Origin of the sequence: Catenuloplanes sp. NPDC051500 (assembly GCF_044454585.1) — a bacterium.
GTDB lineage: Bacteria > Actinomycetota > Actinomycetes > Mycobacteriales > Micromonosporaceae > Catenuloplanes.
The window spans coordinates 116,578-129,855 of the sequence record NZ_JBITDX010000022.1 but is presented as its reverse complement, the minus strand read 5'-3'; the positions used below and the strand labels follow the sequence as shown (position 1 = coordinate 129,855).

General features: G+C 70.4%; 13 protein-coding genes. 4 read left to right on the top strand and 9 right to left on the bottom strand.

From position 1 onward, the window contains the following. Window positions 1–174: 174 nt before the first annotated feature. The 6 genes from ACIA8K_RS33340 to ACIA8K_RS33315 all read right to left on the bottom strand — a co-directional run bounded on the left by ACIA8K_RS33340 (window position 175) and on the right by ACIA8K_RS33315 (window position 7,577). Window positions 175–1,326, bottom strand: coding sequence for a Gfo/Idh/MocA family protein (locus ACIA8K_RS33340; protein ID WP_396066584.1), 1,152 nt, complete (start codon window positions 1,324–1,326; stop codon window positions 175–177). Between the two features lie 48 nt (window positions 1,327–1,374). Then, window positions 1,375–2,421, bottom strand: coding sequence for a substrate-binding domain-containing protein (locus ACIA8K_RS33335; RefSeq protein WP_396066542.1), 1,047 nt, complete (start codon window positions 2,419–2,421; stop codon window positions 1,375–1,377). A gap of 97 nt (window positions 2,422–2,518) precedes the next feature. Next, on the bottom strand, window positions 2,519–3,601 hold the full coding sequence (locus ACIA8K_RS33330; protein WP_396066540.1) for an ABC transporter permease: 1,083 nt from the start codon (window positions 3,599–3,601) through the stop codon (window positions 2,519–2,521). Then, window positions 3,598–5,259: a sugar ABC transporter ATP-binding protein gene (locus tag ACIA8K_RS33325; RefSeq protein ID WP_396066538.1), complete on the bottom strand. Its 1,662-nt coding sequence runs from the start codon at window positions 5,257–5,259 to the stop codon at window positions 3,598–3,600. The genes ACIA8K_RS33330 and ACIA8K_RS33325 overlap by 4 nt, the downstream gene beginning before the upstream one ends. An 18-nt stretch (window positions 5,260–5,277) precedes the next feature. Continuing rightward, a complete protein-coding gene (locus ACIA8K_RS33320) occupies window positions 5,278–6,459 on the bottom strand; it encodes an ROK family protein (protein WP_396066536.1) in 1,182 nt (393 codons plus the stop codon). A 26-nt stretch (window positions 6,460–6,485) separates the two neighbouring features. After that, window positions 6,486–7,577: a sugar phosphate isomerase/epimerase family protein gene (locus ACIA8K_RS33315; RefSeq protein WP_396066534.1), complete on the bottom strand. Its 1,092-nt coding sequence runs from the start codon at window positions 7,575–7,577 to the stop codon at window positions 6,486–6,488. Between the two features lie 273 nt (window positions 7,578–7,850). Between ACIA8K_RS33315 and ACIA8K_RS33310 the strand changes: the two genes are divergently transcribed. From ACIA8K_RS33310 to ACIA8K_RS33300, 3 genes are read left to right on the top strand one after another with little or no spacing between them, the layout of a single operon-like run. Then, the gene (locus ACIA8K_RS33310; RefSeq protein ID WP_396066532.1) at window positions 7,851–9,029 is read left to right on the top strand and encodes an ROK family protein; all 1,179 of its coding nucleotides are present in this window, start codon (window positions 7,851–7,853) and stop codon (window positions 9,027–9,029) included. A 17-nt stretch (window positions 9,030–9,046) separates the two neighbouring features. Beyond that, window positions 9,047–9,445 carry an ester cyclase gene (locus ACIA8K_RS33305; protein ID WP_396066530.1) on the top strand — a complete coding sequence of 133 codons (399 nt, stop codon included), beginning with the start codon at window positions 9,047–9,049 and terminating at the stop codon, window positions 9,443–9,445. 31 nt (window positions 9,446–9,476) lie between these two features. Further along, complete coding sequence (locus ACIA8K_RS33300; RefSeq protein WP_396066528.1) at window positions 9,477–9,914, top strand: RidA family protein; 438 nt, start codon at window positions 9,477–9,479, stop codon at window positions 9,912–9,914. Window positions 9,915–10,252: 338 nt separating this feature from the next. Here the strand turns inward: ACIA8K_RS33300 and ACIA8K_RS33295 are convergent, their stop codons facing one another. Together ACIA8K_RS33295 and ACIA8K_RS33290 are read right to left on the bottom strand one after the other, a co-directional pair. After that, a complete protein-coding gene (locus ACIA8K_RS33295; RefSeq protein WP_396066526.1) occupies window positions 10,253–10,378 on the bottom strand; it encodes a hypothetical protein in 126 nt (41 codons plus the stop codon). 606 nt (window positions 10,379–10,984) lie between these two features. Further along, entirely contained in the window at window positions 10,985–11,401 is a 417-nt protein-coding gene (locus ACIA8K_RS33290; protein WP_396066524.1) for an EVE domain-containing protein, read from the bottom strand. A gap of 64 nt (window positions 11,402–11,465) precedes the next feature. On the opposite strand from ACIA8K_RS33290, the gene ACIA8K_RS33285 reads away from it, so the two are divergent. Further along, complete coding sequence (locus tag ACIA8K_RS33285; RefSeq protein ID WP_396066522.1) at window positions 11,466–11,855, top strand: OsmC family protein; 390 nt, start codon at window positions 11,466–11,468, stop codon at window positions 11,853–11,855. Between the two features lie 5 nt (window positions 11,856–11,860). Here the strand turns inward: ACIA8K_RS33285 and ACIA8K_RS33280 are convergent, their stop codons facing one another. Then, window positions 11,861–13,270, bottom strand: coding sequence for a flavin monoamine oxidase family protein (locus ACIA8K_RS33280; RefSeq protein ID WP_396066582.1), 1,410 nt, complete (start codon window positions 13,268–13,270; stop codon window positions 11,861–11,863). Window positions 13,271–13,278: the final 8 nt, after the last annotated feature.

Genomic DNA, 13,278 nt, shown 5'->3' with positions numbered 1-13,278 from the left:
CGGTGCCGATCGACGCCCCGCCACGGGCACGGGGGTTGTGCCTCACCCCTGGCGCGGTGCCACATCCGCCAAGGTGGTGCTGTTTTCCGGTAAAGCCTCGGGCCGCACCCGCTTCCGTCACGCGGGGCGCAACCGCGTGCCGGATCCCTCGCGCGCGGCCCGAGGAGCCTCTTTCTAGGGTTGTTCCACAGGGACCCAGGCCGCGCTCGCCGACGACTGCTCGACCGCGTCGAGCACCAGTTGCACGCCGAGCGCGTCCGCGAACGACGGCAGCGGGTCGGTGCCTTCGCCGATCGCTTCGAGCAGGTCACGGGCCTGGTGGGTGAAGCTGTGCTCGTACCCGATGAGGTGCCCGGTCGGCCACCACGCCGAGAGGTACGGGTGCTCCGGCTCGGTGACCAGGATCCGCCGGAATCCCAGCTCCGTGCCCGGCAGCGTGGCGTCGTAGAACTCGAGCTCGTTGAGACGTTCAAGGTCGAACGCGAGCGAGCCCTTAGACCCGTTGATCTCGATGCGCAGGCCGTTCTTCCGGCCGGTCGCCATCCGCGTCGCCTCGAACGTCGCGACCGCCCCGCCGGACAGCCGCGCCACGAACAGCGCGGCGTCGTCCACGGTGACCGGGCCCTTGTCGACGCTTGACGAGGTCGCCGCGCCGAGCGCGCCGTCACCGGACGGCAGTGGCCGCTCGGACACGAACGTCTCGGTAAGCCCGGACACGCCGGTGATCTTCTGGCCGGTGACGAACTGCGTCATGTCGATGATGTGCGCGCCGATGTCACCGAGCGCGCCCGACCCGGCCTTGTCCTTCTGCAGCCGCCAGACCAGCGGGAACTCCGGATCGGTGATCCAGTCCTGCAGGTAGACGGCGCGGACGTGGCGCAGCTCGCCGAGCCGGCCGTCCGCGATCAGCCGCCGCATGAACGTGACGGCCGGGACGCGGCGGTAGGTGAACCCGCACATGGCGCGTACACCGTGTGCGCGGGCGGCGTCCGCCGCGGCGGTCATCGCCCGGGCCTCCTCGACCGTGTTGGCGAGCGGCTTCTCGCAGAGCACGTGCTTGCCCGCGGCGAGCGCGGCGAGCGCGATCTCCGCGTGCGAGTCACCCGGGGTGCAGATGTCGACCAGGTCGATGTCCTCCCGGGTGACCAGCTCGCGCCAGTCGGTGGTGTGCGCCTCCCAGCCGAGGCAGTCCGCGGCCGCGGCCACGTTCGCCTTGTCCCGGCCCGCGACAAGCGACATGCGGGCGTGTACGGGCAGGTCGTAGACCCGGTTGACGGTCCGCCACGCCTGCGAATGGGCCTCGCCCATGAACGCGTAGCCGACCATACCGATGCGCAGCTCACCCACGGAAAGCTCCCTGTCTGTAAAAAGCGGTCAGAACCCAAGCTGAAGGTAGTTCGCCGCGTTCTCCTTGGTGATCGTTTCGGAGGCGAGCGTGATGTCCTTCGGCACGGACAACTCCACCAGATCGGACAGGCCGCGCCCCTGGGCGACCAGCCGGGCCAGCGAGATCGCGGACGAGGCCATCGACGGGCTGTAGGTCACCGTGGCCTTGAGCACCGAGTCGTCCTTCTGGATCGCCTCGATCGCGGCCTTCGACCCGGCGCCGCCGATCATGATGAACTCGCTGCGGTTGGCCTGCTTGATCGCGGCCAGGATGCCGATGCCCTGGTCGTCGTCGTGGTTCCAGAGCGCGTCCATCTTCGGCAGCGCCTGCAGCAGGTTGGTGGCCTCGCGCTGGCCGGAGTCGACTGTGAACTCCGCCGCGCGCCGGTTCGCGACCGTGAAGCCGGCCGTGGCGAGCGCGTCCTTGAAACCCTGCGACCGCTCCTGGGTCAGTTCGAGCGAGTCGATGCCGGCGATCTCGCCGATCACCGGGTTGGTCACGCCCTTCGCCTTCATCTGCGCGACCACGAAGTTGCCCGCCGACACGCCCATGCCGTAGTTGTCACCCTTGATCATCACGCGGTACGCGAGCGCCTGGGTGAACGACCGGTCCAGGTTGATCACCGGGATGCCGGCCTGCATGGCCTTGAGCCCGGACGCGGTCAGCTCCTTGCCGTCGTGCGGGAGCATCACGATCACGTTCGGCTTCTGCGAGATCAGCGTGTCGAGCGCCGCGCGCTGGGCCGCCGCGTCCGCACCCGCCTCCACGCTTGTGAACGTCACCTCCGGGTACGCCGCGGCCTGCGCCTTGGCGTTGTTGGTGATGGCGGCCATCCAGCCGTGGTCCGCGGCCGGCGCGGAGAAGCCGATGGTGACGGCCGCGCCCGCGGCCGCGTTCGCGTTGTCGCCCTCCGGCCCCTTGGTCTGCGCCGTGCTCGGGCCCGCCTCGTTGCTTGTGCAGGCCGTGAGCAGCGCGCCCGCGCCGATCGCGGCCCCGCCGAACAGCAGCCGGCGACGGGAGTTGTCCTTGATCATGTGGTCCTCCTCGGAGGCGTTCTGGTGTGTAAGGGGTGTGCGGTGCCCGGCCGCCGTCGGTGCCGACGGTCGCCTGTGCTGTGGTGCGGGTGGCGCTCTAGTGGGGCGCGGGTGCGGGTGCGCGGTCGGAGCGGGAGAACAGCTTGGTCAGGGAGCCGAAGCGGAACTGCTGGATCAGCACTGCCGCGACGATGATGCCGCCCTTGATCATGTTCTGGGACTCGGTGGAGAGCCCGTTGATCGCGAAGAGGTTGGTGATCGTGGAGAAGACCAGCACGCCGAAGAGCGCGCCGATGATCGTGCCCCGGCCGCCGGAGAGCAGCGTGCCGCCGATGATGGCCGCGGCGATCGCGTCCAGCTCGTAGAGGTTGGCCATCGCGGCCTGTGCGGAGTTCGCCTGCGCGGTCAGCATGATCGCGCCGATCCCGCAGCAGAGGCCGGACAACCCGTACAACATCAGGGTCTGGACCTTGACGTTGATGCCTGCCAGCCGGGCCGCCTCCGGGTTGCCGCCGACCGCGACAGTGCGCCGCCCGAACGTGGTCCGGTTAAGCAGGACCCAGCCGGCCGCGACGACAAGAGCCAGGATGATGATCAGCAGGGGTACGCCGAGGATCTTCGTCGTCGCGATGTCGTTGATCACCGAGGACTGGGAGATCTGCGTCTGCTTGCCGGAGATCGAGGCGGCCAGGCCGCGCGCCGCCACCATCATGGCCAGCGTCGCGATGAACGGCACCAGCTTGCCGTAGGAGATGAGCACGCCATTGACCAGGCCCGCGCCGATGCCGACGGCGATCGCCGTAAAGATCATGCCGCCCGGGCCGTAGCTCTGGGTGGCGAGCGTGGTGGCCCAGACGCCGGCCAGCGCCATGATCGCGCCGACGCTCAGGTCGATGCCACCGCCGATGATCACGAAGGTCATGCCGACCGTGATCACGCCGATCGCTGACGCCTGCTGCAGGATGGTGAAGGCGTTGTTGCGCACCCACTCCGGGTCGCCGTAGAGGTCCGGGCGGGTGACCGCGCCGATGATCACCAGGATCACCAGCACGCCGACGAGCGCCAGGTTCCGCCCGGCGAACTCGTTGCCCTCACCGCTCCACAGGCGGCGCAGCGTGGCGCCGTCCGCCGTCTTGCCGACCGGGCGTGCGCCCGGATCCGCCGTCGTCGTGGCCTTCATGCCGCCGCCCCCTCGGTCGTGTCGGTCGTGTGCGTCTGCGCCGGATCAGCCGTCTCGGCCGCGAGCGCGCCGGTGGTGAGGGAGCCCGCCATGATCATGTCCAGCACCGTCTCCTCGTCGAGCTCACCGCCGGGGGCCTCATGGATCACGCTGCCCTCCCGCATGATCAGCACCCGGTCCGCCAGGCCGAGCACCTCGGGCACCTCGCTTGAGACGAGCAGCACGCCCAGTCCGGAATCGGCCAGGCCACGGATCAACTGGTAGAGATCGGACCGGGCGCCGACGTCCACGCCGCGGGTCGGCTCGTCCAGGATCAGCAGGCGGGTCGGCGTACCCCCGAAGCGGTCCGGATCCTGTTGTGGGCCACCGTTGCGGGGACCGGGCCCGACCAGCCAGCGGCCGACGACCACCTTCTGCTGGTTGCCGCCGGAGAGCTGGCGGACCGGGCGGCGCACGTCCGGCGGGCGCAGGTCAAGGCGGGCGGCCACGTCCGACGCGGCGGACGCCTCGGAGCCGGCGCGGGTGAAGCCGCCACGGGCGAACCTGCCGAAGCGTGCGAGCGTCACGTTGCGGTAGATCGGCTCGTCGAGGAGCAGCGCCTGGCTCTTGCGCTCCTCCGGGGCCAGGCCGACGCCGGCCCGGACCGCGGAGCCCACGCTTCCGGGCCGCAGCGCACGGCCGGCCACCCTGATCGTGCCGGTGTCCGCGCGGCGCGCGCCGTAGATCGTCTCCAGCAGCTCGGAGCGGCCGGAGCCGACCAGGCCGGCGATGCCGACGATCTCGCCGGGGCGCACGCTCAGCGACACGTCCGCGAACTCGCCGTGCCGGGTCAGGCCCCTGACCTCAAGCAACTCCTTCGTGTCCGGTGCTGCCGTGGCCCGGTCGGGGAAGACGTACTCGATGGTGCGGCCGGTCATCCGGGTCACCAGGTCGCGCGTGGGGGTGTCGCGGGCGGGCAGGCCGGCGGCGGTGGTGCGGCCGTCCTTGAGCACCGTCACCCGGTCGCCGATCTCGCGGATCTCCTCCATCCGGTGCGAGATGTAGACGACCGCGATGCCCGCAGCGGTCAACTCGCGGATGATCCGGAACAGGTTGCCGACCTCGTCGTGCGCCAGCACCGCGCTCGGCTCGTCCATGATGATCAGCCGGGCGTCGTGGCTCAGCGCCCGCGCCATGCTGACGATCTGCTTGCCGGCCGACGGAAGGCGGTGCACCGGCCGCCGCGCGGGGATCTCGGCATGGCCGAGACGACCCAATATCTCGCGGGTACGCCGTGCGGTCTCACCGCGCCGGATGAAGCCGAGGCGGCGCGGCTCGTGGCCGAGGAACGCGTTCTCCGCCACCGAGAGCCCGTCGACCAGGTCCAGCTCCTGGTAGATGGTGGCGATCCCGGCGCGCATCGCGGCCTGCGGGTTCGCGAACTCGACAGGCTTGCCCAGCCACTCGATGTTGCCGCTGTCCGGGCGGTGCGCGCCGGCCAGCACCTTGATCAGGGTGGACTTGCCGGCGCCGTTCTGGCCGAGCAGGCAGTGCACCTCGCCCGCCCGCACCTCCAGCTGCACGCCGTCGAGCGCACGCACACCCGGAAAGGTCTTGACCACGTCGGTGAGCTTCAAGATCGTCGACGTCGTCCCGCTGGACGTCCCGGATTCACTCACACGTTCGCTCATCGCCCTCTACCCCGCCTGCTCGTCGAACGCGACATCGCTGGCCAGGACCGCGGCGCCGGTAACTCCGGCGCGCGAGGCCAGCTCGGACAGGACCACCGGAAGGTTCCCGGTGGCCAGCGGCAGCGAACGGCGGTACACCACGCTGCGGATCTCGGCGAGCAGGACGTGCCCGAGCTGGGCCAGCCCGCCGCCGATCACGATCATGGAAGGGTTCGCGAAGCTGACCAGGCCGGCAAGCACGCCGCCGACCCGCCGGCCGCCGTCGCGGATCAGGCCGATGCTTGTGATGTCGCCCTCGGTCGCGGCGATCGCCACGTCCTTGGCGGACAGCTGTCCCTGTGCGGCCAGCCGCTCGGCAAGCGCGGGAGACGCGCCGGAGCGCCCGGCCGCGGTCGCGTCCCGGGCCAGCGCGGCGCCGCTGAACAGCGCCTCCAGGCAGCCGGAGTTGCCGCAGGAGCAGACCGGGCCGTGCGGCTCCGCCATGATGTGCCCGATGTCGCCGGCGCAGCCGTCCGTACCCCGGTAGACGTGGCCGGAGAGGAAGATGCCGCAGCCGATCCCGGTGCCGATCTTGACGAACAGGAAGTCGTCGATGCTGTGCGCGACGCCGCCGTGCCGTTCCCCGAGCGCCATGATGTTCACGTCGTTGTCCACCACGGCCGGGCAGCCGTGCTCGCGGGCCAGCAGCTCACGCACCGGGTAGCGGTCCCAGCCCGGCATGATCGGCGGGGAGACCGGCACGCCGTCGCGGTAGCTGACCGGGCCGGGCACGCCGATGCCGATCGCGTCCAGCCGCTCGTACGCGCCGTCCGCCTTCGCCTTGGCCAGCAGCTCGTTGACCCGGTGCAGCGTCGCCTTCGGGCCGGAGCGGATGTCGGCCCCCTCCGCGTACGCCGCGACCGGCTCCAGCCGCCCGTTGACCACCTCGATGTCGACCGAGCTGGCGCCCAGATCGACGGCCGCGAACCGCAGGCGCGGGTTGAGCTCGACGAGGGTGGAGCGACGGCCGCCCCGGGACGCGGCCATGCCGGCCTCGCTCACGAAACCGGCCGCGGTGAGCCGGTCCAGCTCCGTCAGCAGCCTCGGGCGCGGGATCTGCAGCCGGTCCGCGAGCTCGGCACGGGAGATCGCACCGTGGTCACGCAGCAGCCGTAGCAGCCGCAGATGCAGAGCCTCGTCGGGTCGCACTGTCTACTCCACCCTCTTCGTCATGCTCAGCGCTTGTAGATCGTCAGCTCGGACATGTTCCGGTAGCTGATGTCCGCGAACGCCAGGGACTGGCCGGGGTTGCCGGGGCCGCCGGGCGCACCGTCATGCTCCCAGTTGGCGTGGTGGAAGTCAGGCTCCCCGATCGTCTGGAAGAACTGCTGGAAGTTGATGTTGCCGAGGCCGAGCGGGACCATGTCGTACCCGTTGGCGGTGTTCGGGTTCTTGTCGCCGTCCTTCGCGTGGAAGAGCGGGAACCGCTTGGTGCGCTCCGCGACCGTGAGGATCGGGTCGAACAGGTCCTGCTTGGCGTTGCCGCGCGGATCGGTGAAGGTGTGGTGCTTGAAGCGGGCCACGTAGGACCAGAAGATGTCCATCTCGAAGAAGACGTGGCGCGGGTCGGTCTTGCCGAAGAAGTACTCAAGCTTGCGGATGCCGGAGGAGCGGGTCGGGTTGCCGTTCGCGTCCTTCGGGCCGGCGTCCAGCAGGAACCCGTACGCCGAGTCGTGGTTGTGCGTGTAGAGGCGCAACCCGCGGCGGGTGGCCTGGCGGCCCAGCTCGTTCCACAGGTCGGCCGCCGCATCCCAGTCCTTGGTGTAGGAGCTGTTCGTCGGGTCGGCGCCGGTGCCGATGTTCTTCATGCCGAGCGTCTGCGCGATGTCCAGCTGCTGGGTGAAGGTGGCCGCGTTGATCTGCGTGTGCGTGCCGTTCGCGACCAGGCCGTTGTTGTCCAGGATCGTGCGGATCTCGGCCGGGGTGATCTGCCGCCCCAGAATCGACTCGTGCTGCGTGTACCCGGCGAACTCGATCTCCTTGTAGCCCAGCTCGGCCAGCCGGGCGAGCACGCGCTCGAACCCGTACGGCACACCGCTGTCGTCCGGCGCGGCGGTGATCCGGTCGCGGACGCTGTAGAGGATGATGCCGCGGTTCTTCCTGGGAATCAGCGGCTCGGCACGCAGCCGCCCGTCGTTGCCACCGTGCGCCAGGGCGGGTGAACCGGTGGCCAGAACGGGGATGCCGGCCGCGCCGATAGCGGCGGCCGCCGCCGCGGAAGCGCCGAGGATCTTGCGTCGGGTGAGGCTCTGACGGGACTCGTCCATGCTTCGTCACCTCTCGAAGACGGCAGGGGACATCGCCCGAGCCGAGGTCGGTTTTGTTTCGAGCTAACTGGAGGAGGTGGGTCGAGCGCCGCCGAACGCCGACTGTGGTGGTGCGGGCGCCGAGGCTGATCCGGCGCTCCCATGTGTCGTCCGTGTTACGTCCTGCCCGGAAAGTTAGCGTGCCGTCACAGGAAAAGAAAGACCCTCACCGACACAACTTTCAGTTGACTTCGCGGTATCTTTGTCCTCGCCCGATCGAAAGTGTGGTGACAGGTGGACGGTCCGGAGAACACGCACCAGGCGCGCATCCTCCGGCTGCTCCGCGACGACGGCGAGCGGTCCCGCGCCGAGCTCGGCGACGCAGTCGGCCTCTCCCGCTCCAAAGCCGCGGTCGAGGTCACCCGCCTCGCGGACCGCGGACTCCTTGAGGGCGGCGAGCCTGCCGCCTCCCGGGGCGGCCGGCGGTCGTCAATCGTGCGCATCGCAGCCGGCATGCGGTTCCTCAGCATCGCGCTCGGCGCCACCTCGCTCGAGGTCACGCTCACCGACGGTGAACTGCGCCCGGTCGCCCGCTTCACCGAACAGGTCGACCTGCGCCGCGGCCCCGCCTCAGTGCTCGGCCGCGCGGTTGAGCTTGCCGTCAAGGTCCGCGCCGAGGGCGGCGGCTTCCTGTGCGGCGCCGGCGTCGGCATCCCCGGCCCCGTCCGGTTCGCCGACGGGGTGCCGATAGCGCCGCCGTTCCTGCCCGGCTGGGACCGGCACCCGGTCCGCGACCAGCTCACGGACGAGCTCGGCTGCCCGGTCCTGGTCGACAACGACGTGAACCTGATGGCGCTCGGCGAGAAGCACGCCGGCATCGCTAAACCCTTCGACGACTTCCTCTTCGTCAAGATCGGCGCGGGCATCGGCGCCGGCATCGTGATGCGCGGCGGCGTCTACCGCGGCGCGAACGGCTGCGCCGGCGACATCGGCCACACCGCCATCCTCTCCCCCGACCGCCCGCCACCACAGTGCGTGTGCGGCAACACCGGCTGCCTCGAGGCGTACTTCGGCGGCGCCGCGCTCGCCCGCGACGCCACCGACGCGGCCACCTCCGGCCGCTCCGACTTCCTCGCGCTCCGGCTCGCCGCGACCGGCACGATCAGCGCCCGCGACGTCGCCGACGCGATGGCCGCCGGCGACCACTTCGCCACCACACTTGTCCGCGACGGGGGCCGCCGCGTCGGCCAGGTCCTCGCCGGCCTGGTCAGCTTCTTCAACCCCGGCATGATCGTCATCGGCGGCGGCCTGTCCGGCATGGGCCACGCGCTCCTCGCCGAGATCCGCGGCGTCGTCTACCGCTCCTCACTCCCACTCGCCACCGGCGACATGCCCATCGTCCTGTCCGAACTCGGCGAGGACGCCGCCTACCTCGGCGCCACCCGCATGATCAGCGACCGGGTCTTCAGCTGATGCCGCACACTGTATCGATGGACCACCATGCCACCCTGCTGGCCAGGGCCTTCGAGACCCTCACCCGGGACGGCGTCGACGCGGCCGCCGCCCTGCTCACCCCGGACTTCATCGCCAACATCCCCGGCGCACCCGCCCCGCTGCACGGCCGCGACGCCTGGGCCATCGGCGTCCGGAACATGCTCGCCGCCTTCCCCGACCTCAGCATCACCATCGAGGACGCGATCGAACAGGACGACAAGGTCGCGGTGCGCGTACGGTTCCGCGGCACCCACGGCGGCCCGTTCCAGGGCATCGGGGCCACCCACCGCCCGATCGAGTTCACAAGCCTTGAGCTCTACCGCATCGAGGGCGAACTGATCGCTGAAGAGTGGGTCCACCCCGACATCCCCACGCTGATGCGGCAGATCTCCTAAACCCCTTGCCGGGTACGCCACGCTGGTCCCCATGAGGATCACCCGCATCAATCCCGACACGCTGCACACCCCACCCGGCTACCACCACGTCACGATCGCCGCCGCCACCGTGCACCTGGCCGGACAATGCCCCCTCGACCGGTCCGGCACCGTCGTGTCCCCCACCGACATCGCCGACGCCGCCACCCTCACCGCCCAGGTCACCCAGGTCATCGACAACAGCCTGACCGCCCTGTCCGCCGGCAACGTCACCCCGGCGGACGTGGTCCGTTCCGTCATCTACATCGCCACCGACGACCGCGCGCTGCTGTCCCTCGCCTGGAGCCTCTTCACCTCGTCCCCGCTCGCGCCCGCCTTCACAAGCGCCAGCACCCTGCTCGGCGTCGCCGTACTCGGCTTCCCCGGCCAGGTCGTCGAACTCGACCTCACCGCCGTCCAGAACCCCGCACCACCAGCCGTTTCCCCGTAACGCCGGTCTTTGCGGCCTGGCTGTTCTTCGGCATGTGCGCTTCGTACCGCGTCAACCGCGACGCGCCGGCGCCACCCACACCCGACCCGCGCCAAGCCGACGACATGCCCACCCGCGCGAAGCCGACCACACGTCCACCCGCGCGAAGCCGACCACATGTCCACCCGCGCGAAGCCGACCATATGCCCACCCGCGCGAAGCCGACCACAACCCGACCCGCGCGAAGCGGATCACAACCCCACCCGCGCGAAGCCAGCGGCCCGTCCCGCAAGAACTACGACCCGACCCCGCACCGGGAACCAAGATCGTTGTTGCGCTCACGGCTGTTTCGACGTCCGCTAAAGAGCCGTGAGCGCAACAACGATCTTGACCTCGACGATCACCTGGCTAAACGCCTCGCAATCGAACCCCGAGACCTGCAGCATTCCCTCGGTGACCCGCAGCAGGAATGCCACATCCGACATGTCAGGACACGGTCCCTGCCCGCAGCAGGTCTCTCCCGGCGGATCAAGATCCTTGCGGTCCTGGCGGCCCTTTCGAGCGCAGAATTAGGGCCACCAGGACCGCAAGGATCTTGACTCCCGCCCATTGGTCGCCGGTTCCCGGTTTTTGGACCTACCCGCGCGCGGGTGACCATGCCGGGCGCTGCGCGCCGGTTATTCCACCGACAAGCGCCCTCGCCGCAGCGCGACCCTCGCCCGGTGACCCAGGCCGTGTCTGCACCGGCCGGACGCGCTGAACTACCAGAATTGGGTACACGTTTCTAGGTGTCTATATAGCGAAATTTCGGGCACGGAGTGCCCGACTCGCACCTTGCTCACGCAACCTCAGTGACGCCCGGGCGCCTCTGATCATCATCCCGAGCTGCGACTTGGTGAAACCCGGCCGTTCTTCCCCTCGCCGGTAGCGCCTTTGTGCAGGTCGGCGATGTCGGGTCCGCCGCGCGGGTATCGGGCTCGGTTTAGGTGACCTTGGACCGGTGTCTGCGGGCGCGGGCAGGCCGGGACCACCGCCCTCGGGAGTCGGCGCATGCGCGATCAACGGCATCCGCGGAAAGGGGAAACGTGGGGTCAGGTCGTCATGGCGGTGTGCAGGGTGGTGAAGTCGGCTGGCGGGAGGGGGATCAAGCCGAAGCGCAGGCCGCGACGCCAGTCGTCGGTGGAGGTCACCAGTAGTGCGGTGCCGATCTCGGCGAGGAGGGCCGGCGTGGTCGCGGCGTAGTCCACGCGGCGGCGCCACGGGCCGGATTCGTCCTGGTAGGGCGCGTCGTCAGTGACGATCCCGAGTGCGGTGAACGCGCGCAGCGGGCGGCCGCCGAGATCGTCCCGCGCCGAGTAGTAGATCAACCCGTCGCCACGGTGCAGGCGGGCGAGGTTGGTACGCCTGCCGTGGTTGAGCTGCGCAATGCCGAGCGTGACCGCGCGGCGCACGTGTGCGGCCTGCACGACGCCGAGCCAGGCCCGCGCCGGTCGGAGGATGTCCGTCATGCCGCCGATCGTCGCCCGGAAAGATGACACCTCCGGTCAGGTATCCGGCGTTAAAGTGCGGCGTATGAGCTTCCGGGTGGAGACGCGCACGGTGGACGGCACGACGATCGCGAACGGCGTGGCAGGCCCGCACACGCTGGTCGTCGGCACCGGCGAGGCCGGGTTGAACGGCGGGCAGCTGCTGCACCTCGCGGTGGGCGCGTGCGTGTCGAACGACCTGTTCCGCGAGGCGGCGTTGCGCGGCATCACGCTGACCCGGGTCGCGGTGACGGTGGACGGCGGGTTCGCGGGGGCGCCGGCGGTCTCCTCCGGGATCAGCTATGCGGTCGAGGTCGATGGGGACGCCGGCGACGCGGAGTTGCGGGCGCTTGTCGCGCACGTCGACGCGATCGCCGAGATCCCGAACTCGCTCCGCGGCGGTACGCCGGTCCGCCTGGTCACCGGCCTGGGCTGAACGGCTTACCGGGCCCGGCCGAGCAGCCGGGCGGCGGTGGACTCGCCCATCCGGACCGCGCCGTCGACGTGGAGGAAGCCGAGGCCGGCGATGTCGGAGCTGATGAACGCGAGCGGGCCGACGTCCTCGCGGAGCAGGCTGTTGTAGCGGGTCAGGCCGCCGATGTCGAAGCTGGTGCCGAACGCGCCGCCGGTCCACTCGTCTGCTGCCCACGGGCTCTCGTAGTAGGCGATCGGGTGCTGCGCCTCCGCGCCGTAGTAGCCGGCCAGCGCATCCAGCACCTCGGCTTGGCGGGCCTCGGGGGTGAGGGTGAGCAGCCGGTCCGCGCGCGTGTCGGAGACGAAGCCGACCAGGATGCCGCGGGGGTCGTCCTCGTTGCAGTTGTCGTAGGCCTCGTGCACGACCCGGTACGGGCTGAACGCGGTCCCGGACAAACCCTGCTCACGCCAGAACGGGCGGTCGTAGGTGACGTGCAACTTGATCACCATGCCGAACGACTGGTGCTGGCGCATCTGGCGGTGCACCGGCGGCAGCGCGGGCGCGAACCGGATCCGGTCGACGAGCGTAGGCGGAACCGCCACCACGACTTGCCGTGATTTATAGACTTTATCGGCTTTTGTCGTCGCGCCGTCCTCGTCCCAGGCGACCTCGGTGACCGGACTGTTGAGGCGGATCGCGCCGGGCAGCCGGTCGGCCAGGCGCAGCGGCACCTTCTGCAGTCCGCCCACCACCCGCCGGTCCAGGATGAAATCCGCGTCGACGAGGTGGCTGAACGCGCCCGCGCTGGCCGCCATCAGCACCGCGGTCAGCGCGGAGAACGCGTGCGCCGGCTTGGTGAGCATCGCCGGCCCGATGTAGAGGCCCACGTTGTCCCGGGCCTCGAGGTCGTCGGTCCGCGCCTCGAGCCAGGCCGCGAACGAGATCCGGTCCAGCGCGTCCGCGTCCGGGTGGTCCCACGGCGCCAGCGGGTCCATGGCCGCGGCCAGCGCGTCCAGCTCCGCGGTCAGCCGGTCGACCTCGGCCGCGGTCGTCGCGGGCACCGGGAACGCCTCACCGGCGAACGTGCGCCGGACCCCGTCACGTCCGATGTAGACGGACTCGCCGGCGCGGTACCGGGCGAACGTGGGCAGGCCCAGCTCGTCGATCAGCGCCAGGACCGCGGTCTGGTCCGGCGACACCCACTGCCCGCCGATCTCCAGCCGCACGCCGCCGACGGTCTCGGTCAGCAGCCGCCCGCCGACCCGGTCCCGCGCCTCCAGCACCACCACCCGCTGACCGGCCTCGCGCAGCCGCACGGCGGTGACCAGCCCGGACACGCCCGCGCCGATCACCACGACGTCGGTCTCCTCCACCTCACCATTCACGAGATCATTGTCGTCGCGGCCGCGGCCGTACCCCCGCCGGGTGCTGTTGATCCGTGAAA

Bases quoted from the DNA above. Each gene is read 5' to 3' on its own strand.
- ACIA8K_RS33300 (WP_396066528.1), top strand. From the start codon at position 9,477: ATGAGGATCACCCGCATCAATCCCGACACGCTGCACACCCCACCCGGC.
- ACIA8K_RS33335 (WP_396066542.1), bottom strand. From the start codon at position 2,421: ATGATCAAGGACAACTCCCGTCGCCGGCTGCTGTTCGGCGGGGCCGCG.
- ACIA8K_RS33290 (WP_396066524.1), bottom strand. From the start codon at position 11,401: ATGACGGACATCCTCCGACCGGCGCGGGCCTGGCTCGGCGTCGTGCAG.
- ACIA8K_RS33340 (WP_396066584.1), bottom strand. From the start codon at position 1,326: ATGGTCGGCTACGCGTTCATGGGCGAGGCCCATTCGCAGGCGTGGCGG.
- ACIA8K_RS33315 (WP_396066534.1), bottom strand. From the start codon at position 7,577: ATGGACGAGTCCCGTCAGAGCCTCACCCGACGCAAGATCCTCGGCGCT.
- ACIA8K_RS33305 (WP_396066530.1), top strand. From the start codon at position 9,047: ATGGACCACCATGCCACCCTGCTGGCCAGGGCCTTCGAGACCCTCACC.
- ACIA8K_RS33295 (WP_396066526.1), bottom strand. From the start codon at position 10,378: ATGTCGGATGTGGCATTCCTGCTGCGGGTCACCGAGGGAATGCTGCAG.
- ACIA8K_RS33330 (WP_396066540.1), bottom strand. From the start codon at position 3,601: ATGAAGGCCACGACGACGGCGGATCCGGGCGCACGCCCGGTCGGCAAG.
- ACIA8K_RS33285 (WP_396066522.1), top strand. From the start codon at position 11,466: ATGAGCTTCCGGGTGGAGACGCGCACGGTGGACGGCACGACGATCGCG.